Here is a 25,986-nt window from a genome sequence, read left to right on the forward strand (position 1 = left end):
CGCATCGTGACGGCGGTCACAGGCTCCGCCCCTGCCGCCGCGTGGGCGCGCACCGTTCCACCCGCGCGTCCCGCACCGTCCTTGTGTCGCCGCATGCACCTCGCTCGCCGTAGTCGCGTCCGCGCATCCGCACCGAGTGGAGGCACCACGATGACCGACAGCGAACCCTGTTCCCCCGCCGGTGCCGGCGGGCCGGCGGGGGACGGTGACCGCCGCTCCCCCGCCACCGCCGAGTTCCTCGCCGACTGGCGCAACGCGGCGTACAACTGTTTCTCCTCCGGGCACAAGTTCTGCCGCGAGGTCTGCCCGGTGATGCAGGTGACCCGCAACGAGTCCTGGTCGCCGACGGCGTTCCACGCCAACGTGGTGGCGATGGAGCAGGGCGAGCTGACCGTCGAGGACGTCGCGGAGGACTACGTCAACTGCACCGGGTGCGGGGCGTGTGAGCTGCGCTGTCCGAACACCCTGTTCACCGGGGACTTCTACCGGTTCCGCACCCGCACGGTGGACCTGGTCAAGCGGGTGCGGGCGCTGGCCGTGGAGAGCGGTGTCCACCAGCCCGGGCACCGGCGCTGGAACGAACTCACCGAGCAGCGCGCCCACGAGCCGGTCCTCGGCGACGTACCGGTCAGTCAGGAGCACGTTCGGGACTGGGCGCACGGTCTGGGCCTCCCCGTCGGCGGTGAAACGATCCTGTTCGTGGACTGCGAGGCCGCGTTCCACCGCACGTCGGTGCCGCGGGCCGTGGCGCAGATCCTGCGCCTGGCCGGGGTGGAGTTCGGCCTGATGGGCGAGCAGTGGTGTTGCGGGGGGCCCGCGGCGGAGATGGGCTACCGGGACCAGGCCCGCCGCTTCGCCGAGCACAACCTCGCGGACTGGCGGGCCGGTGGGGTCCGCCGGGTGCTGGTGCTGGACCCGCACGACTACGTCACCTTCACCGAGGACTACCCGGCCTACTTCGGCGACGCGTACGACGTCGAGATCGTGCTGGTGGTCGAGTTGTTGGCGAAGCTGATCGAGGACGGGACGCTGACCCCGACCGTGCCGGTGCCGCGGACGATCACCTACCACGACCCGTGCCGGCTCAACAAGCGCAAGGGGGTGTGGCAGGAGCCTCGCCGGGTGCTGCGCGCGATCCCCGGGCTGACCTTCCACGACGAGGACCGGGTGACCCAGTGGTCGTACTGCTCGGGCGCGGGTGGCGGCCTGCCGGTCGAGCGGCCCGAGCTGACCGCACGGATCAGTGGGAGCCGGATGGACAGGGCCGCCGCGCTGGAGGTGGACACGCTGGTGTCGGCCTGCCCGTGGTCGGAGCGGCCCCTGGCGGAGGCCGGCCGGGCGCGGTCGATCGACGTGGTGGACATCCACGAACTGCTGGCGGAGTCACTGGGCATCGAGGTCGGGGGGAGCACGGGGCGATGACGACGTCCACGGTCACCACGCCGCGGGTTCCCGACGGGGTGCTGGGCGCCCTGGTGGACGTGCTGGGCGGCGAGCACGTGCTGACGTCGCGGACGGCCCGGTTCAACCGGGCGCGGGTGCCCGCGCCGTTCCCCGTCCACCGGTGGCGGGAGCGGGTGCCGGACCTGGTGGTGCTGCCCGGGACCGCCGAGGAGGTCGCCGAGGTCGTCCGGATCGCCAACGCGCACGGCGTGCCGATCGTGCCCAGGGACGGCGGGACCGGGCTGACCGACGGCGCGGTCCCGGAGCGGGGCGGCATCGTCGTCGACGTCAAGCGGATGAACGAGGTCAAGGAGATCGACCTGGAGAACCGGACCTGCACCGTGGGCACCGGCATCAGCATGCTCAAGCTCAACGAGGTCCTCGCCGGGCACGGGCTGATCTACCCCGACAACCCGGCGTCGTACCCGTGCTCGCTGGTGGGCGGGCGGATCGGTACCAGTGGCTGGTCGCTGATCGGCGCCCGGTACGGGCACACCCGCGACCTGGTGCTCAGCTTCGAGCTGGTGCTGCCGACGGGACGGGTCATCCGGGTCGGCGACGGCGGCGGGCGCAAGGTGTCCAAGAGCTCCAGCGGCTACCAGCTCAAGCACCTGTTCATGGGGCACCAGGGCACGCTGGGCATCGCGACCGAGGCGACGTTGAAGCTGTACCCGAAGCCGGAGGCGGAGTTCTCCCCGTTCTGGGCGTTCGCCGACTTCGACAGCGCCCACCGGTGCGTACAGCGGCTCGCCCACGCCGGGGTGGCCACCTTCGCCGGGGCGGTGCTCTTCGACGAGCGGAAGGTGGAGTACCTGCGGCGCGACGACGAGGCGTACATCCCGCAGCCGGCCGACGTGCGGGCGCTGGTGTGCGCGGTCGCGTACGGCAACGAGGACGAGGTGCGGGCCGGGGGCACCCGGTTGATGCGGGTCGCCCGGGCGGCGGGGGCCCGCTACCTCGGGGACGAGATCTCCCAGGGCGACTGGGCGGCCCGGCACGACCGTTACGCCACCCCGCTGCACGGCCGCACCCGCTCGGGGCAGGTGGCGCCGATGAGCTGGCACTGTGAGGACGCCGCCGTCAACTGGACCGAGCTTCCGGCGGTGCGTCGGGAGTGGCACGCCATCGTTGACCGGCTGCGCGGCCGGTTCGACGTCTTCGACGACTGGGGGATGTTCTTCTACACCAGTGCGGACACCGGCGTGGACTACCTGACGGAGATCGACGTCGGCATCTGGGAGCAGGAGCTGGACGACGAGGCGTGGGCCGCCTGGGTCGCCGCCAAGCGGGACATCGCCGCGGTGGCGCTGCGGCACGGCGGGTCGATCAGCGCCTGCCACGGGGCGTGTCGGGAGGGCGAGGTGGACCTGGTCCCGCTGGAGCTGGGCGGCGGCTACGACGTCATGCTCGACATCAAGCGGGCCCTTGACCCCCGGGGCGTGATGAACCCGGGCAAGTACGGCCTCGACCGGGCGTACGGTCCCTCGCCCGCGGAACCGGAGGGTGGCGTCTGATGACGGAACTCGGGTACCGGCACGGCGAACAGCACACACCACCGCCCGCGCGCCGGGTCACCGACGTCGCGGTGGAGCGGTTCGAGCACGTCTTCGAGGTCGATCCGCGGCTGATGACGGTGCACGTGGCCCAGCAGCTCTTCCCCAACTGGGACACGCTGCGCATCGCCGCGGGGCGGGCGGACCACCTGGACTGGATGCACCGGCACTGGGCCCACACGGTGGTCTCGGGCCAGGAGCTCCTCGACGACATCACCGGTGCCGACGCGGACGGGCCACCAGGCGGTCCGTGACCGGCGCCCAACCAACGGACCTTGGCGCGGACCGGAGGGACAGACAACATGCGGTTCAGTTTCGTCTTACTGCCCGACTACCCACTCGACGACACCATCGAGTCGATCAAGCTCGCCGACCAGCTCGGTTTCCACGGCTGCTACGCCGCCGACGAGACGTGGCACAAGGACCTGTGGCTGCTGTTCGCGGCCGCGGCGGACAAGACCACGAACATCCGCTTCGGACCGAGCCTTTCTGCGGTGACCCTGCGCGAGCCCTCACTGATCGCCCAGGCCACCGCGACCCTGGACGAGCTCACCGGTGGGCGCGCGGAGTGCGTGCTCGGCTCGGGGAACTTCGGCCTGCTCGCCCAGTACGGCATCGACTGGGCGAGGACCAGGCCGCTGTCCCGGCTCACCGAGGCCCACGACGTGGTGCGCACCCTGCTCGACGAGGGGGCGATCACTCGGAGGGGGGAGTTCTACTCCTACGACGGCCTGTTCACCTTCGCCCGGCCGGTGCAGCGGCGGGTGCCGGTCAAGCTGGGGGCGATGCGCGGTCCGAAATCGTTCCAGCGGGCGGGAGAGATCGCCGACGGGGTGCACCACGCGCTCAGTTACACCAGGCGTGCCTACACGTACATGGTGGACAACGTCCGGATCGGCGCGCGGCGGGCCGGGCGGGACGCCGACGCGCTCGACCTGGGGGCCTGGGTGGTGTTCGCCACCGGTCCTGACGCCGCCGCGGCCAAGGACGCGGCACGGGCCATGGTGGGCCTGTACGCCTCGTCGATGTCCGCGGAGCAGTTGGAGCGCAACGACGTCTCCCCGGACGAACTGACCGACATCGTCGCCGCGGTCGCCGAGGGCCAGCTCGCCCGCGCCTTCGAGCTGACCCCGCCCGACCTGGCGGACCGGCTGTCGGTCGCCGGCTCCCCCGCCGAGTGCGCGGAGAAGATCCGGTCCGAGATCGCCTCGGCCGGGGTCAACCACATGATCCTGGCGATCACGGACGCCGCCCTGGTCAAGGCGTTCACGGGGTTGGACCTGCCCGGTGTGGCCACGATGCGCGAGCAGTTGCGGCTGGTCCACGACCAGGTGATGCCGGTGTTCGCCGCGTAGCAGGACCGTTGCGACCGGGGGTCACTGGTGCCATGAGTAGCGCCGTCCGCCGGGGGGCGGGGGGCGCTAGCACCCCGTGGCCAGCGACCAGCGGGGCGCGATGCCCGCGATGTGGCAGGTGATGACGTACAGCGGGATGGGGGGCGTGTAGGGCGAGCCGCCCCTGGGGTGGTGGATCAGACGGGGGCGTGCGGGGCGGGCCTGGGCCGTGCCGGGCAGGTAGCCGCCCAGGGCGTACCTGGTGAAGGGGGGCCAGGTGACGTCGATGTCGGAGCCGGCCGGCACGATCCACCACCAGCGCTGGTCGTCGGCGTAGACGCAGCCGACCCGGGACAGGCTGTCCATCACGCGCCTGCCGTACTCCTCGGGCATGCCGACCGCGTCGTAGCCGAGGCTGGTGGGGAGTTCGGCCGGGATGGGCAGGCGCCCCCGGTACGCGCATCGCGCTGAGGGGTCCACGGCTGGCCGCGGCCTCAGGTGGCGCTGTCGTTCCATGGGTCATGGCCTTTCGGTCACGTGCCGGACCAGCGTGGGCGGTGTCGGACGCGTACTGCCTGTGCCTGTCGGGTCTGCTGCGCAAGCGTCCCGCCGTCACCGGCCGGGGGAGGACGATGACGGCGGGCGGACGTCGCCGTGAGCCGGGACGGCTCCGACCTCGGGCCGCGGCCGCACACAGCGACCGTCATCACGACGTGCTGTCGGAGCTTTGTCACCAGGCGGTGACGCTGTGCCCACTGTGCCATCAGCCAAGAGCGGGTTGCAAGCGCTAAGTTGAAATTTGCAAGTTGCTAGGTGCATGCTTCTCTCGGGTCCAACCGCGGGCGTGAAAGACTCACCGCAGATGGCCCGGTACGAGGAGGTAGGGCATGACGGCCGAGTCCGGGTGGGGTGGCAGCACACCCTCCGTCCTGCGCATGATCCTCGGCAGGCAGTTGGAGGACCTCCGCGTGCGCGCGGGACTGACGTACGCGGAGGCGGGCGCGGCGATCGGCGTGAGCCACTCCACGATCCGCAGGCTCGAGGCCGCCAAGGTCGCCCGGCTCCGCCTCCCCGACGTGGAGAAGCTGCTCCAGGTCTACGGCGTCACCGACCAGCGGGAGATCGACACCTTCCTGAAGTCGGTGCGGGAGGCCAACAAGCGGAACTGGTGGCACACCTACCGCGACGTCATGCCCGACTGGTTCACCGCCTACCTCAGTCTCGAGCAGGCAGCGGCGCAGATCAGGGCGTACGAGGCGCAGTTCGTGCATGGCCTGCTGCAGACCGAGCAGTACGCCCGTGCCCTGCTCAGCGCGGGCAACCCGCACGCTGCCACGGAGGCGACCGAGCGCAGGGTGGCCCTGCGGATGCAGCGTCAGGAACTGCTGCACCGCAAGGACCCGCCCCGGGTGTGGGTGGTGATGGACGAGACGGTGCTGCGGTGGCCGGTCGGCGGGCCGCCGGTGATGCGCGCGCAGATCGACCACCTGATCGCGGTCAACCAGCTCCCCCACGTCACCCTGCAGATCATGCCGTTCCGCAATGGCCCCCACCCGGCCATGCGGGCCGGCGCGTTCCACATCTTCCGGTTCAGCGCCTCGGAGTTGCCGGACATCGTCTACCTCAACGGTCTGGTCGGGGCGGTCTACCTCGACAAGCGCGAGGACGTGGTGGTGTATCGCGAGGCACTGGACCGGCTGGGCGCCCAGTCGACGCCCGCGAGAAAGACCGAGGCCCTCCTCGGCGCAATTCGCAAGGAGCTGTGAAGTGCACCATCACATACGCAACGGCATGTCATCCCGTGAGCTCGGCGCGAAGGGCTGGCACAAGCCGTGGAGCGACGACGTTGGGGGAGCGTGCGTCGAGGCGAAGAAGCTGGACGACGGGCGGGTGGCGCTGCGCCAGTCCACCGATCCCGACGGCCCGGCCCTGATCTTCAGTCCTCGGGAGATGACCAGCTTCCTCGCGGGTGTGAAGGCCGGAGACGCCGACTTCCTGCTCCAGGGGCCCCACTGATCCACCGGCGGCGCCCGCCCCTTGGGGCGGGCGCCGCGAGCCGGGCGGCTGTCTCACGACAGGCGCATGTCTTAGGGGTCCGGCCGACACGGTCGGACCCGGAGACGACTACCTTCTTCCCGTCCTGTGCGACCGCCCGGTCGGACAGCACGGGAGTTTCCGATCTGACCACGCGACAGGAGGGGGCGGCAGTGCAGCACGAAGACGGATGGCCCGCCGACCGGATCGACACCGAGGGCGCGCACTCGGCCCGCATCTACGACTACATCCTGGGGGGCAAGGACTACTACCCCGCCGACAAGGAGGCGGGCGACGCGATGTCCAGGGAGTGGCCCGCGCTGCCGATCCACATGCGGGCCAACCGGGACTTCATGCACCGGGCCGTGCGGTACCTGACGGAGGAGGCGGGCGTCCGGCAGTTCCTGGACATCGGGACCGGCATCCCCACCTCCCCCAACCTGCACGAGATCGCCCAGGCCGTCGCCCCGGACTCCCGGGTGGTCTACGTGGACAACGACCCCATCGTCCTCACCCTCTCCCAGGGGCTGTTGTCCAGCACGCCCGAGGGCAAGACCGCCTACGTCGAGGCCGACATGCGCGACCCGGGGGCCATCCTCAGTTCCCAGGGGATGCGCGACACCCTGGACCTCAGCAAGCCGGTGGGGCTGACGGTCATCGCGATCGTCCACTTCGTGCTGGACGAGGACGACGCCTACGGCATCGTCAACCGGCTGCTCGAGCCGCTGCCCTCGGGCAGCTACCTGGCGATGTCCATCGGCACGGCCGACTTCGCGCCGGAGGAGGTGGGTCGGGTCGCCAGGGAGTACGAGGCCCGCAAGATGCCCATGCGGCTGCGCACCATGCCGGAGGCGGAGCAGTTCTTCGACGGCCTCGAGCTGGTCGAGCCCGGGGTCACCCAGGTCCACCACTGGCGCCCGGACGGCACGTGCACCGAGGACATCAGGGACGAGGACATCGCCATGTACGGGGCGATTGCCCGCAAGCCCTGACGCCGCGGACAACCGTTTCCTCGCCTCCCGGCCGGGGCTCGGTACCGGCCGGGAGGCGGTGCCTCACCACTCGGCGAACGAGCCGTCGGGGTGCCGCCACACCGGGTTGTGCCAGCTCGCCGCCGCACCGTCGGCCCGGCGCACCGCCCTCTCGTCGATCTCCACGCCGAGGCCGGGCCCGGTGGGCCGCAGCAGGTGGCCCTCGTGGAAGCGGAACACCTCCGGGTCGGTGACGTAGTCGAGCAGCTCGGCACCGGAGTGGTAGTGGATGCCGATGGACTGCTCCTGGATGAGGAAGTTCGGGGTGCAGAACGCCAGTTGCAGGCTCGCCGCGAGCGCCAGCGGACCCAGCGGGCAGTGCGGGGCGACGGCGACGTCGAAGGTCTCGGCGAGCACGGCGATCCGGCGGGACTCCGAGATGCCACCGGCGTGGCTGAGGTCGGGTTGGAGCACGGCGACGCCGGACCTGAGGGCGGGAAGCACCTCGGCGCGGGAGTAGAGGCGCTCCCCGGTGGCGATGGGCAGCGTCGTGCTCTCCGTGACCCTGCCGATCAGGTGGGTGTGCTCGGGGAGCACCGGCTCCTCGACGAACATCGGGGCGTAGGGCTCCAGGGCCGCGACGGCCCTGATCGCCCCCGCCACCGAGAGGCGCCCGTGGAAGTCCACCGCGAAGTCCCCGGTGGGCCCGAGGGCCTCGCGTGCCGCCTGGGCCCGCGCCGCCACCTGGTCCAGGTCGGCGACGCTCGGCAGTCGGTCGGTGCGGCCGGACGCGTTCATCTTGACCGCGGTGAAGCCCGCCTCGACCTGGGCGGTGACCTCCTCGTGTATCTGGGCCGGCTCGTCGCCGCCCACCCAGCAGTAGGCACGCGCCCGGTCCCGCACGGGCCCGCCGAGGAGTTGGTGCACCGGGGCGCCGAACGCCTTGCCGGCGATGTCCCACAGCGCCTGGTCGAGGCCGGCGACGGCGCTGGAGAGCACCGGGCCGCCCCGGTAGAACGAGCCCTTCGTCATGAGCTGCCAGTGGTCCTCGATCCGCAGGGGGTCCGCCCCGACGAGGAACTGTTCGGCCAGCTCGTGGACGGCGGCCCGAACGGTGTCGGCACGGCCCTCGACGACGGGCTCGCCCCACCCGACGAGGCCCTCGTCCGTCTCGATCCGGCACAGCAGCCAGCGCGGCGGTACGGCGAAGGTCTCGACCCTGGTGATCTTCACGTGTGATGCTCCTGGAGTTATTCCTTGACGCTGCCTTCGGTGAGCCCGGTGCGCCAGTACCGCTGGAGCACGAGGATCGCCAGGGCCAAGGGGATGACGGAGACGAACGCGCCCCCGATGGTGTACTGCGTGAGCTCCGGGACCCGGTCGGCCGCGCCCTTCCAGGTGGTCAGTCCGAGGGTAACCGGGTACTTCCGGTCGTCGGAGAGCATCACCAACGGCAGGAAGTAGTTGTTCCAGATGCCGACGAACTGGAAGAGGAAGACGGTGACCAGGGCGGGCGACATGATGCGCAGCACCAGTCCGAAGAAGATCCGTGTCTCGTGCGCCCCGTCCACCCGGGCCGCCTCGAGCAGGGAGTCCGGGACCGCGGACTCGGCGTACACACGGCAGAGGTAGACGCCGAACGGGGAGGCGATACTCGGCAGCAGGACCGCCCAGTAGGTGTTGACCAGGCTGATCTGGCTGAACATCAGGTACAGCGGGAGGGCGAGCGCCGTCTGGGGCAGCAGCACCCCGGCGAGCACGGTCTTGAAGACCGCCTCCCGGCCCCGGAAACGGTACTTGGCCAGGGCGAACCCGGCAGCCGCGGAGAACAGGGTGGCCAGGGTGGCGCCGAGCCCGGCGTAGAGGGCGGAGTTGAGGACCCAGCGCAGGTAGACGTGGTCGTCGTAGGAGAAGATGTCGCCGAGGTTGCTCAGCAGCCGCGGGTCGTCGAACCAGAGTCCGAAGCTGCCGTAGAGCCGGTCGGTGGACTTGGTGGCCGCAACGACCAGCCAGTACACCGGCAGCAGGAAGTAGCCCGCGGCGATGGCCAGGACCGCGACCAGCAGGATGCGGCCGGGCCGCGGGGGGCGGCGGCGCCTGGGCGGGGCCGGCACGGGGGCTCTTCGGGCGGCGTCGGGGTCGGTGGTCGTGGTGGTGGCGCTCACCGCTCGCTCCTTTGCTTGCGGGTGACCAGGCTGAGGAAGGCGAACGACAGGGCGCAGGCGACCACGGCGAGGATCACCGACTTGGTCGCCGCCAGGTAGACGTTGGCGTTGGCGAAGCCGTCGTTGTAGGCGCTGAGGTTGGGCGTGTAGTCGCCGGTGACGGCGGGGGCCTGCAACTTGATGATCAGCGGCTCGGCGAAGAGCTGCATCGTGCCGATGATGGAGAAGACGCAGGTCAGGACGAGTGCCGGTCGGATCAGCGGGAGTTTGATGCGCAGCGCCGTCTGCCAGGGCCCGGCGCCGTCGATGGTCGCGGCCTCGTACAGCTCCTGGGGTATGGACCGCAGTTGGGCGACGACGATCAGCATGTTGTACCCGGTGAACTCCCAGATGACGATGTTCGCCAGCGACCACAGCACGTTGTCGTAGGCGAGGAAGTCGGGCGCCGCGCCGCCGAGCAGGTCGCTGATGGGGCTGACCCCGGGGACGTAGAGGAAGCCCCACAGGATGGTGGCGATGACGCCGGGGACGCCGTAGGGCAGGAAGTACGTGGCGCGCAGGACACCGGCCCATCGGCCGGAGACGTGTTCCAGCAGCAGTGCCAGGGTGACGGCGAGGAACAGCATCACCGGGATCTGGACGAGGCCGAAGAGGAACACCCGGCCGAAGGACTCGATGAAGCTGGTCTGCTGCAGGGCGAGGGTGTAGTTGTCGAGGCCGGCGAAGCCGAGGGTGGGTTCACCGAGCCCCATCGGCCCGTGCCGCTCGACGGTCAACAGGCTCTGGTAGACGGCGTAGCCGATCGGCGCCACGAAGGTGAACAGGAAGACCGCCAGGAAGGGGGCGAGGAAGCCCCAGGCGGCCCGGTCGGGGCGCGGGGAGCGGCGGCCGGTCGCGGCGGGCGTGGGGGAGCCGGTTCTCGTGGTGGTCATCACGCGCCTCTCGCCTTGAGTCCCTTGGCCTTGAGGTCGTCCACGACCCGGCCCTGTGCGTCCCTCAGGGCGTCCACCAGGGGCTCGCGCTGGGCGATCGCCTTTCCGAAGGCGTCCTGGATGTGGGAGAAGGACTGGGTGGTGGTGGGGGCCCACTGCCAGGAGGTGTCGACGTTCCGGTCGGACTCCTGGAAGACCCGGTTGTAGACCTGGCCGCCGAAGAACGGGTCCGGCTTGCCCAACGCGGTCTGCTCCAGTTCGATGCGGGCCGCCGGCCAGCCGTAGCCGGCGCCGATCAGCAGGTCGATGCTCCCGGGGTCGGTGTTGAGCCAGTGCGCGAACTGGAGTGCTTCCACGGGGTGCCTGGTGCCCTGGAGGATCGCGGTGGAGGAGCCGCCGTAGTTGCTGCTCGCGGTGGCGCCCGGTTCCCACTGCGGCAGTTGCGTGACCCGCCACTTGCCCTTGGTGCCCGGTGCGTTGCCGCGCAGCAGCGCGTCGCCCCACTGGGCGGACGGCCAGCTCACGAGGTCCCCGGTCTGCACCGCCCGGTACCAGCCGCCCTGCAGGTCCGGCATCAGCGCGACGAGGTCGTCGCGGACCAGTCCGTCCCAGAAGTCCGCGACCTCGAGGGACTCCTTGCCGTCGATGTCCACCACCCAGGTGTCCGTCTCCAGGTCGGCCTGGATCCAGTGGGCGCCGCGCTGCCAGGGGAAGGCGGCGAACCACATGGCGCTCGCGGGTGGGAAGGTGCAGATCCGGGCGCCCCGGCCGCGTTTCCTGATCTTGATGGCCGCCTGCCGGAACTCGTCCCAGGTGCGGGGGACGTCCACGTCCCAGCGCTCGAAGAGGTCCTGGCGGTAGTAGTAGCCCATCGGCCCCGACGCCTGGGGGATCGCGTACACCCCGTCGCCGAACACGCCCTGCCGCCACTGCCAGTCCACGTAGGCGCCCTCGAGCTTGTCCGCGCCGTACGCGGTCAGCTCGGTCAGGCCGTTGACGAGCATGAACTCCGGGAGTGCGTAGAACTCGACCTGGGCCAGGTCCGGTGGGGTGCCGGCCTTGAGGGAGGCGTGCATCTTCTGGTAACCGCCGGAGGTGCTCGCGGGGATGATCTGCACCTCGACGTGGATGTCCGGGTGGGTCCTGTTCCACAGGGCGACGGCCTTCTGCAACGGCACCCAGGACCAGAAGACCAGGTTGACCTTCTGCCCCGGCCGCCGTTCGGCCTGTTCGGTGCGCCGCGCGGCGCCCGGGGACTCGGCGCAGGCGGCGAGCGCCGGGGCCGCGGCGACCGCGGCCCCCCACGCCAGGACGTCTCTTCGGGTGGGCATCTGACCTCCTCGTCAGTGCGGGTCGGGCTGGAGCACGGCGACTCCGCGGGCGGGCAGGGTCAGCGCGCGCAGCGGGGCCGTACCGGGCCGCAGCAGGTCGCGCATCGGCTCCGGCAGGGTGATCTCGGCGGGGCCCTCGCCGTGGTTGAGCAGGAAGGTGAAGCTGCGGTCGGCGTCGGAGCGCACGGTGGCCTGGACGTGCGGTGGCAGTCCCGGCAGCACCGGCAGCACCCCGGCCGCCTCCCGCACCCGGTCGGTCAGGGCGCGCAGGGCGGCGGCGTCCAGGCGGGTGCCGACGTACCAGGCGGTGCCCGCCCCGAAGGCGTGCCGGGTGACGGCGGGCCGGCCGGCGAGCTCGCCGTCCCCGAAGACGGCGACGGCCTCCGCGCCCTCGAGGTCGATGGCCTCGGACCACAGGTCGGCCGTGCCGTCGAGTTCGCCGCGCACCGGGACGGTGGTGTCCTCGGCCAACGGCCAGAACTCCTCGACCCGCAGGCCGAGCATCCCGCGCAGCCGCGCCGGGTAGCCGCCGAGCCGCACCCGGTCGCACTCGTCCACGATGCCGGAGAAGAAGGAGACCAGCACGTGGCCGCCCCGGTCCACGTAGTCGGTCAGGCGGGCGGCGTCCCGCTCGCCCAGCAGGTACAGGTTGGGGACGATGACGAGCCGGTAGCCGTCGAGCTCACGGTCGGGCGGCAGGACGTCGCAGGGGACGCCGGCCTCGAACAGCGCCCGGTGGTGGGCTCGGTTGATCGCCGTCTGGTCCAGGGCCGTGGACGGGTGCGAGTCCAGTTCCAGCGCCCACCAGCTGTTCCAGTCGGTGAGCAGCGCGACGTCGGCCCGGGAGCGGGTCCCGGCGATCTCGGGAACGGAGGCCAGTTCGCGGCCGAGGTCGGCGACCTCGCGGAAGGTCCTGGTGTCCGTCCCGGCGTGCGGCACCATCGCCGAGTGGTACTTCTCCGCGCCGCCGGGCGAGGCCCGCCACTGGAAGTACAGCACCGCGTCGGCGCCCTGGGCGACGGCCTGCCAGCTCCACAGGCGCATCTGGCCGGGGCGTTTGGGGCCGTTGCGGTCGCGCCAGTTGACCGCGCTCGGCGCCTGCTCCAGCAGCATCCAGGGCTGTCCGCCGCGGGCCGAGCGCATCACGTCGAAGTTGACCGCGGCACCGAGGTGCGTCTCGGGGTCGTGGGGGTCCTGGTAGTAGTCCAGCGCCATGACGTCCATGTGCGGTGCCCACGCGAAGGCGTTCACGGGCTTGTGGTGCGGCATGAGGTTGGTGGTGACGGGGACCCGGGGGGTGACCCGGCGCAGCACCTCCACCTCGGCGAGGTAGCACTGGCGCAACGCGTCGTCGCTGAACCGCCAGTAGTCGAGTTGCTGGGCGGGGTTGGCGAAGGTGGGGGCCTGCCGGGGCGGCAGTACCTCGTCGAAGGAGTCGTACGCCTGTGACCAGAAGGCGGTGGACCAGGCCTCGTTGAGCGCGTCCACGGTGCCGTAGCGCTCTTCGAGCCAGCGCCGGAAGTCGGCGGCCGAGACGTCGCAGAAGCACTGGCTGACGTGGCAGCCGTACTCGTTGCCGACGTGCCAGGTGTCCAGCGCCGGATGGGTGGCGTAGCGGGTGGCGACCTGCTCGACGAGCCGGGTGGCGTACTCGCGGTAGACCGGGCTCGAAGGGCAGTAGTGCTGGCGGCTTCCGGGCCACAGGCGGTGTCCGTCCTGGGTGACCGGCAGCACCTCGGGGTGTGCCCGGGACAGCCAGGGCGGCGGGGACGCGGTCATGGTGGCCAGGCAGACCCGGATGCCGGCCGTCGAGAGGTTGTCCATGACCCGGTCGAACCACCCGAAGTCGTAGGCGCCCGGGCGGGGTTCGACCTTGGCCCAGGAGAAGATCCCCGCCGTCACCATGGTGACCCCGGCCTGTTTCATCAGCCGGGTGTCCTCGGCCCACACCTCTTCGGGCCACTGCTCGGGGTTGTAGTCGCCACCGAAGTGGATGCGCTGGTCAGCTCTCATGTGTCGGTGCTCCTGGCGGTCGGCCGGCGTGGCGCCGCACCGACGGTCGAATTTATTAATTATTAATTAAGCCCCGGAATATAGGCGCCCCCGAGGACCGGGTCAATCCCCCGGCGCCTTCGACTTCCGGGGCGCGACCGGGGTGGGGGCCGGGGTGTGGGCCGGGGACTCAGCGGCCGGTGATCCGTGCGTTGACCCGGCGCATCCAGTCCCGGTCGGTGTGCCACATCGGGTGGTGCGGTGCGGCGTTGGAGGTCAGGACGGTGCCCCGGAAGCCGGCCCGCAGGCAGCGGTCCACGACGTACTCCGCCAGCGCCCTGCCCACGGCGTCCTCCTCGAAGCGCGCGAGGCGGGGCGTGTAGCCGATGACGCCCTCACCGAGCACCGCCGGGACGCCCCGGTCTCGGGCGAAGCCGGCCACGGCGTCGATCCACAGGTCGAGGGTCTGCCGCATCGCCTCCCGGTGCGGCAGGTAGTGCTCGTACAGCCACAGGTCCCACCGGTCGGGGTCCACCCAGTCGTGCACGTAGAACAGCTCCCGGGGGATTCCGGTGGCGGCGAGGCGCCACGGCTCGTCCGGCTGGTGGTCGGGGAAGTCGGGCGCGTCGGGACGGAGCATCGCCGTCAGCTCGGGCGTCGGCCACGCGGCGTCCCGCGGTGCCGCCTCGGTGCCGTGGCCGAGTCCGACCGCGCGGTACAGGGCGCCGAGGACGCCGTAGACGTAGAAGTGGAAGTGCGCCACCTGGACCCCGCCGGGCAGGTCCGCCAACTCCAGGGGCCAGGGCTCCCCGACCGAGTAGGTGACCGGGGTCCGGGGGTGGCGCGCGCGCAGCAGGGCCACCGCCTCGGTGAGCGGGCCGCGGAGTCGGGCGTAGTGCCCGGAGCCACCGTCGCCGGGCACCAGGTCGCAGTTGTCCACCTCGTTGTGGACCTCGACGTAGGCCACCCGGTCCGCCAGTCCCCGCTCGGCGAGGTGGTCGAGGAGCGCGGCCAGCGACGCGGCCATCACCCCGGCCCGCTGCGGACCGGGAACGGCGGCCAGGGCGCGGTGCCAGTGGTCGGTGTGGGCGAAGCAGGCGGACTGCTGGTACTCCCAGGAGGACACGATCACCCGGCAGTCGTGGCGGGCCGCGGCCGCGAAGAGCTCGGTGAGCCGGCGCAGGCCGTCGAGCGGGTAGCCGCCGCGCACGTCGTACCAGCGGGTGCGCTGCCCGAAGTCCCCGCCAAGACCGCGGACGGTCACCGCGTCCGGGTCCGTCACCCGTCCGGAGAACAGCAGGAAGGGCATGGCGCAGATCCGCACCGTGTTGAAGCCGCGGTCCACGGCCTGCGCGAACGCCAGGTCCAGGTCGGCGAAGGGCTCACCGGGGCCGGCCTGGGTGTACCAACTGAAGTCCCACAGGGTGATGGCGAGGCGGTCGCCGGTGAGCTGGGCGGAACCGTCGGAGCGGGGCATGGTGGTCATGGGTCACCTGTCCGGTGGGGGGCGGGGGGGTGCGCGGGCCTGCCGCCGGCTGCGCGGCCGACACCCTACAAGAACTCCTTTTTTATTAATACTTCTTGACAGCGCGGCTGTGCCGTTCCAGGCTCTGGGGGCGATGGCCCGCGCCCACCTGACCCACAGTGGAGGGACCGATGACCACTCAGCCCCCTACCCACCCCGCCCGGGGCCTGTCGCGCCGCGCCGTTGTGGCGGCTGCCGGCGTCGCCGGCGTGGTCGCGCTGCCGGTGTGGCCCGGGGCCGCACGGGCTGCCGCCCGCGACACCGGCACCGCGGGCGCGCCCGTCCTGGACACCCACCCGCCCACCGAACCCTCCGGCACCCATGTGCGGGACGTCGGCGGCACCGGGGTGGTCTTCCAGTACGGTGCCGTGCTCCCCAGCTTCGACGGCTGGCGCACCCGCGAGCCCACCCGCGACTACGCGTCGCTGGACGGCCGCTGGCGGTTCCGCTTCGACCCGGAGGGCACCGGGGACCGCGCCGGCTGGCAGTCCCCGGACCACGACGACCGGGACTGGGACCACGTCACCGTGCCCGGGACCTGGGACCTGCTGGACACCCCGGACTTCGCCTCGCTCGACGGGGCCGCCTTCGGCAAGGGCACCGCGTTCACCGACGGCTACGCCTGGTACCGGACGACCGTCGCGGTGCCCGCCTCCTGGCGCGGCCGGCACGTGCGGGTCAACTTCCTCGCCGTCGGGTACAGCGCCGAGGTCTGGCTCAACGGCGTCCACCTGGGCAAACACGAGGGGGCCAACTCCCCGTTCTCGCTGCCCGTGTCCGAGGGGCTGCGGCCCGGCACCCGGCACACGGTCGCGGTCCGGGTCTTCCGCCGGGCCAGCTACACCGACTACACCGCGGCCCGGCCCCAACCGGTGACCGACGACCACGAACTGCCGTACAAGCCGGTGGACTACTGGCCCTACGCCGGCATCACCCGCTCCGCCTGGCTGGAGTCGGTGCCCGCGGTCACCGTCGCCAAACTGCTGGTCGCCGGGTCCCCCGCCGGGGGTGGGACGTTCCAGGCCAGGGCCGTGCTGGAGAACCACGGCGACACCGACTTCGTGGGGCGCCTCACGGTGGACCCGGGCCGGGACAGCGGGGGGCGCCCGACCACCGAGGAGGTCCGGGTCCCGGCGCGTTCCGTCGGGGTCGTCCCGGTCACGCTCCCGGTGCCCGGCGCACCGCGCTGGAGCCCCGGGTCACCACGGCTGCTCACCGCCCGCGCCACGCTGACCGACGGGTCCCACCACCGGGTGGACACCCTGGCGACGACGTACGGGGTGCGGGAGGTGTCGGTGGGCGACGCGGAGCTGCGGCTGAACGGCGCCCCGTTGTTCCTCAAGGGCGTCAACTGGCACGAGGAGACAGCCGTGCGGGGCCGCGCGATGACCCCGCGCGACTACGACGCCGAGCTCGGCCCGCTCCTCGACCTGGGCGCCAACTTCGTTCGCAACTGCGTGTACAACCGCCACCCGTACGCCTACGACTGGGCCGACCGCCACGGCGTGCTGGTGATGGACGACATCGACACCATGTGGCTCAACACGGCGCAGCAGAAACTCCAGACCGAGCGGTACGGTCTGGCCCGGGCGCTGGCGCTGACCATGGCCTGGACCCAGCACAACCACCCGTCGGTGATCCTGTGGTGCCTCCAGAACGAGTCGGAGATCGACGGCGGCGGCGCTCCCGTCTACCGCGCCTGGCTCGCGGACCTCAAGGCGGCCGTGCGCGCGGTGGACCTGACCGCCCGACCGGTCACCTGGGCGTCCCACACCAGCAACGATCCGGCCTTCGACCTCGCGGACGTCGTGGGGTTCAACGAGTACTTCGGGTACTTCTACGGCAGGGACACCGACCTGGGCCCCACCCTCGACGCGGTCCACGCCAGGTACCCGGACAAGCCGATCCTGATCACCGAGAACGGGACCTGGTCGATCGCCGGCACCCACGGCCCGGGGACGACCCAGGGGACCGAGGAGTGGCAGGCGGCCGGGCTGCGGTCACACTGGTCCCAGGCCGCCCAGCGCGCCGCGTTCGTGGCCGGCTACACCTACTGGGTCCTGAAGGACTACAAGCAGCGCGCAGGGTACAACCAGGCCTACAACGGCGTCTCGGTGATGGGCGTGCGGACCTTCGACGGGCAGCGGACCAAACTCGCCTACCGGGCCTTCCAGGAGGCGGTCAACCCGCGTGGGGAGCCGGCGAACCCGTGACCCCACGAACCAGCGCCGCCGGGGACCTCGTCCGACCCGGCCGTGCGCGGTCCGCGGACGCACCCCTTGTTCAGGCACGATCGACGGGGGTCCCCCGGGTTCCGGCCCCGGGGGGCCCCGGATGGGAGGAACCCCGATGACAGCGAGCCCGGGTGCCGGCCGTTTCCCCGGCCGGACGGCCGTCGTCACCGGCGCCGCGGCGGGCATCGGTGCCGCCACCGCGCGCCGCCTCGCCGCGGAGGGCGCCGCGGTCGTCGTCGCCGACATCGACGGGCCGCGGGGCTCGCTGGTCGCCCGGGAGATCACCGAGGGCGGCGGCAGGGCCGTCCCCGTCGCCGCGGACGTGGGGTGCGAGGAGGGGTGGGCCGAGGTCCTGGCGGCCGCCCACCGGCTCGGACCGGTCGGCGTGCTGGTCAGCAACGCGGTGCGGGTCGAGGTCGCCCCGGCGCACCTGACCTCCCCTGACTCCTGGAACCGGCAGCTCTCCGTGGGGCTGACCGCCGCCTTCCTCGGCGTGCGGGCCTTCCTCGAGGACCTGCGCGCCGAGCGGGGCTCCGTGGTCCTGGTGTCCTCCGTCCACGCCCACCGCGGAATCCCCGGCCACCCCGCCTACGCGGCTGCCAAGGGAGGGCTGCTCTCGCTGGGCAGCCAGCTCGCCGTCGAGTACGGGCCCGAGGTACGGGTCAACACCGTGCTGCCGGGGCCGATCCTCACCGGGATGTGGGACAGGGTGTCCGAGGAGGAACGGGAGGCGAGCGTCGCGGAGACCGCCGCCCGCCGCTTCGGCAGCCCGGACGAGGTCGCCTCGGCCATCGTGTTCCTCGCCTCCCCCGAGGCCTCGTACATCACCGGCTCCAGTCTGGTGGTGGACGGCGGGTGGAGCGTGGTGAAGTCCTCGGCGTGACCGGTACAGGGCGCGGGCCGGGGCATCGGCCTTGAGGAGCATCTCGGCGTACTCCTCGGCGGGGTCGGAGTCCATCACCACGGCACCGCCGGCACCGACCAGCCACCGTCCCCCGGCCAACACCATGGTCCGGATGACGATGTTGAGGTCGGCGGTCCCGTTGCAGCCGAGGTAGCCGATGGTGCCGGAGTAGATCCCGCGGGCCCGCTCCTCGAGCGACTCGATGATCTCGAGGGTACGGGGCTTGGGCGCGCCGGTCATCGAGCCGCCGGGGAAGCAGGCGCGGACGCAGTCGATCACGTCGTTCCCCGGCTTGAGGGTGCCCCGCACGGTGGACACCAACTGGTGGACCGTGGCGTAGCTCTCGACCTCCATCAGCACCGGGACGTGGACGGAACCGAGCTCGCAGACCCGGCCCAGGTCGTCGCGGAGCAGGTCCACGATCATCAGGTTCTCGGCGCGGGTCTTGGCCTGGGACGCCAGCTCCCGTCGGGCGGCGGCGTCCTCACCCGGGTCGTCGGCGCGCGGCGCGGTGCCCTTGATGGGTTTGGTCTCCACCACCCCGTCCCGGGTGACCCGCAGGAAGCGCTCGGGGGACGAGCAGGCCACCTGGACGTCGTCCAGCCGCAGGTAGGCGGCGTAGGGCGCCGGGTTGAGCCGGCGCAGCCGCCGGTAGGTGTCCCACCCGCCGTCGGTGGCGGGCACCTCGGCGACGTTGGTGAGGCAGATCTCGTAGCTCTCCCCCGCCACGAGCTGTTCCTTGCAGGCCGCCACGGACCGCAGGTAGGCGTCCCGGCCCTGGGCCCACCGGGGCTCGGGGCCGGCCGCCGCCGGCGGCGGTGCCACGGGGGTGGGCGGGGCGAGGCGGGTCAGGGTCCTCGCGGTGTCGGCGAGCCAGCGGGCGGCGTCCGCCGCGGTGGCCCCGTCGGTGCTCAGTGCCACGAGGTAGGTGCGGTGGTGGGCGTGGTCGACGGCCAGGAAGCGGTCGGCGAAGACCCACACCGCGTCCGGTGTCTCCGCGGCGTGTCGGTTGGGCGACCCGCAGTCGGCCTTCAGCTCGTAGCCGAAGTAGCCGACGTAGCCACCGACGAAGTCGAACGGCAGCGGCGGCGCGTCGACCTCCCGGCGGGCCAGTTCCCCCTTCAGGTGGTCGAGCACCGTTCCCGGGTAGGTCCTGGGGGGTGTCGAGTGCGCCACCACCCGTCGGTCGGCCACCCGGTAGGTGAGGACCTCGGCGAGCGGACCGGAGGCGTCGCCGAGGAACGAGAAGCGGGACAGCCCCCGCTCCACGCGTGCGCTGTCCAGCCAGAAGGCGTGCCGGGACGAGGCGTAGCACGCCTGGAAGGCGGCCTCCGCGTCCACCGGCGTGTCCAGCACCTGGACGTGGGCGGTGTAGCGGACGGGGGGGTCGGTGCGGGACTGCTCCTCGGCCTGCCGGCGGTGGTCCTCGGCCTGCCGGCGGTGGTCCGGAGGGGGAACGGAGGGGGCCGGCACCGGGCGTCGCCGGGGCAGGGCCCGGGTGCGGCGGTGGGCGGCGCGGGTGAGGTCGCGGAAGTTGGCGAGCAGCCGCGCGCCGTGTTCCGTGGAGACGGACTCGGGGTGGAACTGCACGCCCCACCGTGGCAGGTAGCGGTGCCGCAGTGCCATCACCACACCGTCCTCGGCCCGGGCGGTGACCTCGAGGTCCTGGGGCAGGGGTTCGGCGGCGCACAGGGAGTGGTACCGGACGGCGGCGAACGGGCTCGGCATGCCGGCGAAGAGGGCGTCGCCGTCGTGCGTGACCCTGCTCACCTGGCCGTGGCGGGCCCGGGGCGCGGCGACGACCTGGCCTCCCGCGGACACCACCAGGCCCTGGTGGCCCAGGCACACGCCCAGGACCGGCAGCCTGGCCGTTCTCAGCACGTCCGCGCAGACACCGAAGTCCCGGGGCCTGGCGGGGTGTCCCGGGCCGGGGGTGAGCACGACGTTGTCGTAGCGGTCCAGGTCCACCTCGCTGATCCGGGCCGCGTCGTTGGCCAGGACCACGGGCTCCTCGCCGTTCACCTGGCCCAGCAGGTGGAACAGGTTGCGGGTGTAGGAGCCGTGGTTGTCGATGAGGAGGGTCCGCACGGTGAGTCACTCGCTTACGTCTGTCGTCGGGGGGCTGGAACCCCACGACGCGTCCCGTGTCCCCGGGCGCCGCGCCCGTGGCCGCGTGACGCCGGTGGTAGGCGAGGTGATCGCCTGTGCACCTTTCCTGAGCAGAATACGGTGCGGTCGGTTCGGCCGTTCGACACGGTCGGTCCGCGGGCCGCCCGTCTCCCCGGAGGTCGATGGTCGGGCGGCCCCTCGCGGATGAGAGAGAATGAGCGATATTGCGCGAACAAGTTCGGTAGAGTCAAGAAACAGCCATGACTATGCAAGGACATGGCCGGGCACGGTGAGATGTCCCGTGCGGGCAGTGGGCACAGGGCCGGGGAGACGAGATGGCGGCACCGCAGGTCAGGTGGAACGCGCTGCTGGAGATGCTGTCCCACGACGGCCGGATCGAGGTCGAGGCCGCCGCGGCGGAGTTGGGCGTCTCGACCGCCACCATCCGGCGCGACCTCGACGAGCTCGCCCACCAGCAGGTGGTCACCCGCACCCACGGTGGGGCCACGGTCAGCACCGTCACCTACGACCTGCCGCTGCGCTACCGGGCGGCGCGCAACGCCCCGGAGAAGCGGCGGATCGCCCGGGCCGCGGCGGGGCTGGCCACCGCGGGATCGGTGGTGGGCCTCAACGGCGGCACCACCACCACCGCGCTCGCCCGGGAGCTGGCCACCCGGGCCGGCCGTGCGCGGAGCACCGGGGCATCCCTAACGGTCGTCACCAACGCCCTCAACATCGCCGGCGAGTTGGTGGGAGCCCGGCACATCAAGCTCGTCGTCACCGGAGGTGCGGCCCGCCCCGCCTCGTACGAGCTGGTCGGCCCGTTGGCCACCGAGGTGCTCGCCGAGATCACCCTCGACCAGGTCTTCATCGGGGTGGACGGGATCGACGTCGCCCACGGCGCCACCGCGCACCACGAGGCCGAGGCGAGCATCAACCAGGAGCTGGCCCGCCGTGCCGGGCGGGTCGTCGTCGTGGCCGACTCCACCAAGCTGGACAAGCGCGCCTTCGCCCGGATCTGCCCGGTCGCGGACGTGCAGGTGCTGGTGACCGACTCCGGCGCCTCCCCCGAGCTCGTCGAACCGTTCACGACCGCCGGTGTGCGGGTCGTCCGCGCCTGACCGGCGGCCGAGCCGCCGCTGGCGCCTGAGGCTGCGCGGAGCCGGCCGGGGACGGGCACCCGAGGATTGATCCGTAAGAGTCTGCTCGATTATGTGCGTTTCCTGTTAGTGTCAAGCATCAAACACCATGATGACGTAACTGGTGAGGCGAGATGTCAAGGCTGAGATGGGAGCCGCGTTCATGACCACGAGCCAGACCGAGATCGAGATCGCCACGCAGCCGGACTGCTGGCAGCGCGCCATCGCGTTGGCCCGGCGCCCGGACGGCCCGGCGTCCGCGGCGGTTCCGGGCCGCGGCGAGCGGGTCGCGGTCGTCGGGTGCGGCACGTCCTGGTTCATGGCCCAGGCGTACGCGGCCCTGCGGGAAGCGGACGGCCAGGGCGAGACCGACGCCTTCCCCGCCTCGGCCCTGCCGACCGGCCGGCGGTACGACCGGGTGATCGCGCTGACCAGGTCGGGCACCACCACGGAGGTGCTGGAGCTGCTGCACGCCCTGGCCGGGCGGACCCCCACGGTCGCGGTCACCGCGGTGCCGGACAGCCCGGTGGGGCGGGCGGCCGACGCGGTCGTCGCCCTCGACTTCGCCGACGAGCAGTCGGTGGTGCAGACCCGCTTCGCCACCACGGAGCTGGTGCTGCTGCGCGCCCTGCTCGGGCACGACCTGGAGTCCCTGCCCGCGCAGGGCGCGTCGGCGCTCGCCGAGCCGCTGCCGGACGAGCTGCTCGCCGCCGAGCAGTTCACCTTCCTGGGCCAGGGCTGGACCTACGGCATCGCCCAGGAGGCGGCGTTGAAGATGCGCGAGGCGGCCGGGGCCTGGACCGAGGCGTACCCGGCGATGGAGTACCGGCACGGCCCGATCAGCATCGCCGGACCGAACCGCGTGGTCTGGTGGTTCGGGGACCCGGACCAGCTCCCCGCCGGCCTTCCCGACGAGATCGCCCGTACCGGGGGCCGGTTGGTCGCCCGGGGGCGTGACGCGGTGGCGGACCTGGTCGTGGCGCAGCGACTGGCCGCCGCCCTCGGCACCGCCAGGGGGCTCGACCCGGACCGCCCCCGGCACCTCACCCGCTCGGTGATCCTGCCCTGACGCCGTAGTCGGAGGCAGTCCTGGCAACGCCCCCGCCGCGGAGCGCCCCTCGGGCCCGCGGCGGGGGTTTCGTGTTGTCCGGGCCCGGCGCGGGGGCGCTCGAGTGGCCCAGAAAAGGGCGTTCGGAGCGTTGACACCTGCTCTTTACTGCTGAACCATGAGCCGAATCGAGCAAGATCTTGCATCTTGAACCACCATCTCGGTGATCTCACCGGTTTCAGGAGGACGTGAGTGCGCTTTCCCCTGCGAAGACGGGGTGCCCCCCTCGCCGCCGTACTGACCCTGACGCTCATCCCCACCACCACCACGCTCCTCACCTCACCGGCCCAGGCGCAGGCGTCGGCCGGGCCGAGGGTGACCCAGGGCGAGGACGCCGTCACGGTGTCCGTGCCCGCCGCCGGGAGCTCTCCCGGCTACACCGTCGAGGTCGCCACCGACGCGCTGACGGTGACCACCCGCAGGGCCGGCGAGACCGTGCTCGAGACCGCCTCCGGGGACACCGGCGGGTTGCGGTTCAAGGCCGGGGACCGCTGGCACCACGCCACCGACGTCACCGACTGGTCCTGGGAGGACGGCGTCCTGGTCCTCACCGCGGACAGCACCCTGGCCGACGCCACCGTCACCGCGCGGCTGACCCCCCGGGCCGACCGGTACCAGTTCCAGTGGGACGTCGAGGGCGGTGACCCGCAGGAGCTCGGGCTCGCCTACGACCTGTCGTCGGCGGGCCACTGGTACGGCCACGGCGAGGCGTTCACCCCGCGCGGCGGACCTGGCACCGACCAGCCCTGGCCGTTGGAGACCGGCGAGGTCGCGGACAGCGCCTTCGGCCCGGCCTCGTACCACATGGTCGAGCCCTTCTGGTACACCTCCTCCTCGGTGGGCCTCCAGGTGGAGACCGGCGACACGATGGACGTCGGGATCAACCGCGGGAGGGACGGCCTCGGCCGGTTCACCGTCAGGTCCGCCGACGAGTACCGGGCGACGGTGTTCGTCGAGGCGACGCCGCTCGAGGTGTACCGCGACTACGTCGGAGTCGTCGGCAAGCCGCGCCAGAGCGACGCCACCTACGAGCAGTACGCCAAGCCGCTGTGGAACTCGTGGGCGCAGTTCTACACCAACATCGACCAGCAGAAGCTGCTCACGTACGCCCAGCAGCTCAAGGACAACGGGCTGGGCGGGCACACCATCCAGCTCGACGACAAGTGGGAGTCGAACTACGGGAACCTGACGTTCGACGCCTCGACCTTCCCCGACCCCCGGGCCATGTCCGACCGCATCCACGACATGGGGTTCGACCTCGGTCTGTGGGTGACCCTGTGGATCAACCTGGACTCGGCCAACCACGAGTACGCCGCCTCCCACGGCTACCTGCTGAAGGACGCGGACGACCCGAACTCGGCGTGCGAGGTCACCTGGTGGAACGGCCAGGCCGGGATCATCGACCTGGCCAACCCCGACGCCAGGGCCTGGTACGTGGGCAAGCTCAAGCAGCTCATGGCCGACTACCGCATCGACGGGCTGAAGTTCGACACCCGTTTCTTCGACGAGCGGTGCGCACCGCGCGACGGGCTCCAGCAGGCCGACTACCAGAAGCTCGGGGCCGAGCTCGCCGACGAGTTCAACCTGCAGGGCGCGGGCATCCGCACCCACTGGAGCGACACCGCCCACCAGGCCGGCTTCGTCACCCGGCAGGTGGACAAGGGCACCAACTGGGAGTCCCTCAACGCCTCGGTGAGCCAGAACCTGGCCATCTCCACGGTCGGCTACCCGTTCGTGGAGTCCGACATGATCGGGGGCTCCGGCAGCCACCCGGCGCCCACCAAGGAGGTGCTGGTCAGGTGGGCCCAGTCGGCCTCCCTGATGCCGCTGATGTACTCCTCGACCTCCCCGGTGGAGACGTACGACGTCACGACCGGCAAGAAGGTCGTCTACGACGAGGAGACCATCGCCCTCTACCGGGACGCGATCAACACCCACGAGCGGCTCGCCCCGTACATCTGGGACCAGGTCCAGGCCACGCTCAGGACCGGTGACCCGATCATGCGTCCGCTGTTCTTCGACTTCCCGCGGGACGAGCGCAGCTACACCGTGGACGACGAGTGGATGCTCGGCCCCGCCGTGCTCGCCGCCCCCAACCTGACCGACCGGGCCACCCGGGACGTCCACCTGCCGCCGGGCACCTGGCGCGACGTCAACCGGGGCAGGACGATCCACGGTCCGGCCACCCTGCGCGGGTACTCGGCCCCGCTCGGCGTGACCCCGGCGTTCGTCAACCTCGACGCCGACGGGGCGGGCAAGGCGCTCCGGGCGCTGAGCCGGGACGGCGTGCCGGCCGCCGGGGTGCAGATCGCCCCGGACGGGGTCACCACGGAGCCCGGCGTTCCGGTCGAGGTGACCACCACCGTCACCAACTGGGGCCCGAAGCCGCTGCGCGACGTCAGGGCGGCGCTGGACGTCCCTGCCGGCTGGACCGCGGAGGCGGCCACCGGCGCCAAGGCCGCGTCGCTCGGCAGCGGCGCCACCCTGACCACCACCTGGTCGGTGACCCCGGCGCGGGACGCCACGTGGGGCAACCACGACCTGGTCGCGACCGCCTCCTACGACGGGGGCCCCGCGGGCGTCACCGACTCCACCCGGATCAGGGTGCGGGCCACGCCCGGCGAGGTGGCGGCGCCCTACCTGACCACCTCCACCACCGACGCGGAGTTCGCCAGGTCCGGTGAGCAGTTCGCCATCTGGGCCGGCGGCCAGGACCTGTCCGGGTGGAAGGACGAGAGGGGCGCCATCTACCTCGACGGCGTCACCGGCGAGCAGGCCACGGTCCGCACCACGGTGGTCTCCCAGGAGGGTGACACCCCGGTGAGCAAGGCCGGGATCGCCGTCGCGAACGACCTGACCGCGCCGGAGAAGGGCGGCTACGCGATCCTGGTGATGTCCCGGAGCTGGGGCCTGGAGTTCCTGACCGACAGTGACGGCGACGGCAGGCTAGACACCTGGGCCGGTGGCGGCGCCAGTTACCACCCCGCCCACCTGAAGCTGACCCGGGACGGCACCACCTACACCGCCTACGCCAGCGAGGACGGCAGCACCTGGAAGCAGGTCGGGGTCGCCCAGGTGCCCTCGGCCACGGGCGTCGGCGACGCGGGCATGGTCGCCAGCGCCGTCAACCTCAACTACCCGGGCGCGCGCACCGAGGCCATCTTCAAGGGCTTCTCCGTCACCCCCTGACCCACCACCCGAGGAAACACTCA

Annotated in this window: 19 protein-coding genes and 1 pseudogene; 12 read left to right on the plus strand and 8 right to left on the minus strand. The window is 71.9% G+C overall.

Annotated elements, in window-relative coordinates; genetic code table 11:
• The first annotated feature begins 150 nt into the window (after nt 1-150).
• The 4 genes from A3IG_RS0108210 to A3IG_RS0108225 are packed head-to-tail and all read left to right on the plus strand — an operon-like array spanning nt 151 to nt 4,351.
• The gene (locus tag A3IG_RS0108210; RefSeq protein WP_018383072.1) at nt 151-1,422 is read left to right on the plus strand and encodes a (Fe-S)-binding protein; all 1,272 of its coding nucleotides are present in this window, start codon (nt 151-153) and stop codon (nt 1,420-1,422) included.
• The gene (locus A3IG_RS0108215; protein WP_018383073.1) at nt 1,419-2,957 is read left to right on the plus strand and encodes an FAD-binding oxidoreductase; all 1,539 of its coding nucleotides are present in this window, start codon (nt 1,419-1,421) and stop codon (nt 2,955-2,957) included. The genes A3IG_RS0108210 and A3IG_RS0108215 overlap by 4 nt, the downstream gene beginning before the upstream one ends.
• A complete protein-coding gene (locus A3IG_RS0108220; RefSeq protein WP_018383074.1) occupies nt 2,957-3,250 on the plus strand; it encodes a hypothetical protein in 294 nt (97 codons plus the stop codon). The genes A3IG_RS0108215 and A3IG_RS0108220 overlap by 1 nt, the downstream gene beginning before the upstream one ends.
• Before the next feature lie 48 nt (nt 3,251-3,298).
• Nucleotides 3,299-4,351: an LLM class flavin-dependent oxidoreductase gene (locus tag A3IG_RS0108225; protein WP_018383075.1), complete on the plus strand. Its 1,053-nt coding sequence runs from the start codon at nt 3,299-3,301 to the stop codon at nt 4,349-4,351.
• A gap of 66 nt (nt 4,352-4,417) precedes the next feature.
• Here the strand turns inward: A3IG_RS0108225 and A3IG_RS0108230 are convergent, their stop codons facing one another.
• Nucleotides 4,418-4,846, minus strand: coding sequence for a hypothetical protein (locus tag A3IG_RS0108230; protein ID WP_026220021.1), 429 nt, complete (start codon nt 4,844-4,846; stop codon nt 4,418-4,420).
• Nucleotides 4,847-5,217: 371 nt separating this feature from the next.
• Here A3IG_RS0108230 and A3IG_RS0108235 point away from each other — a divergent pair, with 371 nt between their 5' ends.
• From A3IG_RS0108235 to A3IG_RS0108245, 3 genes are all read left to right on the plus strand, one after another.
• Nucleotides 5,218-6,096 (plus strand): helix-turn-helix domain-containing protein, encoded by an 879-nt coding sequence (locus tag A3IG_RS0108235; protein ID WP_018383077.1) that lies wholly within the window; start codon nt 5,218-5,220, stop codon nt 6,094-6,096.
• Nucleotides 6,097-6,121: 25 nt separating this feature from the next.
• Nucleotides 6,122-6,346, plus strand: coding sequence for a DUF397 domain-containing protein (locus A3IG_RS0108240; RefSeq protein WP_018383078.1), 225 nt, complete (start codon nt 6,122-6,124; stop codon nt 6,344-6,346).
• A gap of 191 nt (nt 6,347-6,537) precedes the next feature.
• Entirely contained in the window at nt 6,538-7,356 is an 819-nt protein-coding gene (locus A3IG_RS0108245; protein ID WP_018383079.1) for an SAM-dependent methyltransferase, read from the plus strand.
• A 63-nt stretch (nt 7,357-7,419) separates the two neighbouring features.
• Here A3IG_RS0108245 and dgoD read toward each other — a convergent pair whose 3' ends face one another.
• The 6 genes from dgoD to A3IG_RS0108275 form a co-directional block, all read right to left on the minus strand.
• The gene (gene dgoD, locus A3IG_RS0108250; protein WP_018383080.1) at nt 7,420-8,568 is read right to left on the minus strand and encodes a galactonate dehydratase; all 1,149 of its coding nucleotides are present in this window, start codon (nt 8,566-8,568) and stop codon (nt 7,420-7,422) included.
• 17 nt (nt 8,569-8,585) lie between these two features.
• Nucleotides 8,586-9,500: a carbohydrate ABC transporter permease gene (locus A3IG_RS35035; RefSeq protein WP_018383081.1), complete on the minus strand. Its 915-nt coding sequence runs from the start codon at nt 9,498-9,500 to the stop codon at nt 8,586-8,588.
• Nucleotides 9,497-10,432 (minus strand): carbohydrate ABC transporter permease, encoded by a 936-nt coding sequence (locus A3IG_RS35040; protein WP_018383082.1) that lies wholly within the window; start codon nt 10,430-10,432, stop codon nt 9,497-9,499. Before A3IG_RS35040 ends, A3IG_RS35035 begins: the two co-directional genes overlap by 4 nt.
• Nucleotides 10,432-11,763 (minus strand): ABC transporter substrate-binding protein, encoded by a 1,332-nt coding sequence (locus A3IG_RS0108265; RefSeq protein WP_018383083.1) that lies wholly within the window; start codon nt 11,761-11,763, stop codon nt 10,432-10,434. Before A3IG_RS0108265 ends, A3IG_RS35040 begins: the two co-directional genes overlap by 1 nt.
• A gap of 12 nt (nt 11,764-11,775) precedes the next feature.
• A complete protein-coding gene (locus A3IG_RS0108270; RefSeq protein WP_018383084.1) occupies nt 11,776-13,776 on the minus strand; it encodes a beta-galactosidase in 2,001 nt (666 codons plus the stop codon).
• Between the two features lie 169 nt (nt 13,777-13,945).
• Entirely contained in the window at nt 13,946-15,241 is a 1,296-nt protein-coding gene (locus A3IG_RS0108275; RefSeq protein ID WP_018383085.1) for a cellulase-like family protein, read from the minus strand.
• 170 nt (nt 15,242-15,411) lie between these two features.
• Between A3IG_RS0108275 and A3IG_RS35670 the strand changes: the two genes are divergently transcribed.
• Nucleotides 15,412-17,493 (plus strand): glycoside hydrolase family 2 protein, encoded by a 2,082-nt coding sequence (locus A3IG_RS35670; RefSeq protein ID WP_018383086.1) that lies wholly within the window; start codon nt 15,412-15,414, stop codon nt 17,491-17,493.
• 136 nt (nt 17,494-17,629) lie between these two features.
• Nucleotides 17,630-18,397 carry an SDR family NAD(P)-dependent oxidoreductase gene (locus tag A3IG_RS32415; protein WP_078500199.1) on the plus strand — a complete coding sequence of 256 codons (768 nt, stop codon included), beginning with the start codon at nt 17,630-17,632 and terminating at the stop codon, nt 18,395-18,397.
• Here A3IG_RS32415 and pabB read toward each other — a convergent pair.
• Nucleotides 18,362-20,506: pseudogene (gene pabB / locus A3IG_RS28970) on the minus strand (aminodeoxychorismate synthase component I); the annotation flags it as partial. The gene A3IG_RS32415 and the pseudogene pabB sit on opposite strands and share 36 nt — an antisense overlap.
• 356 nt (nt 20,507-20,862) lie before the next feature.
• Here pabB and A3IG_RS0108290 point away from each other — a divergent pair.
• From A3IG_RS0108290 to A3IG_RS0108300, 3 genes are all read left to right on the plus strand, one after another.
• Nucleotides 20,863-21,648 carry a DeoR/GlpR family DNA-binding transcription regulator gene (locus tag A3IG_RS0108290; protein WP_018383088.1) on the plus strand — a complete coding sequence of 262 codons (786 nt, stop codon included), beginning with the start codon at nt 20,863-20,865 and terminating at the stop codon, nt 21,646-21,648.
• Nucleotides 21,649-21,829: 181 nt separating this feature from the next.
• Nucleotides 21,830-22,735 carry an SIS domain-containing protein gene (locus tag A3IG_RS0108295; RefSeq protein WP_040911043.1) on the plus strand — a complete coding sequence of 302 codons (906 nt, stop codon included), beginning with the start codon at nt 21,830-21,832 and terminating at the stop codon, nt 22,733-22,735.
• 231 nt (nt 22,736-22,966) lie between these two features.
• Nucleotides 22,967-25,963 (plus strand): TIM-barrel domain-containing protein, encoded by a 2,997-nt coding sequence (locus A3IG_RS0108300; protein ID WP_018383090.1) that lies wholly within the window; start codon nt 22,967-22,969, stop codon nt 25,961-25,963.
• Nucleotides 25,964-25,986 lie beyond the last annotated feature (23 nt).

Origin of the sequence: Wenjunlia vitaminophila DSM 41686 (genome assembly GCF_000380165.1) — a bacterium.
GTDB lineage: Bacteria > Actinomycetota > Actinomycetes > Streptomycetales > Streptomycetaceae > Wenjunlia > Wenjunlia vitaminophila.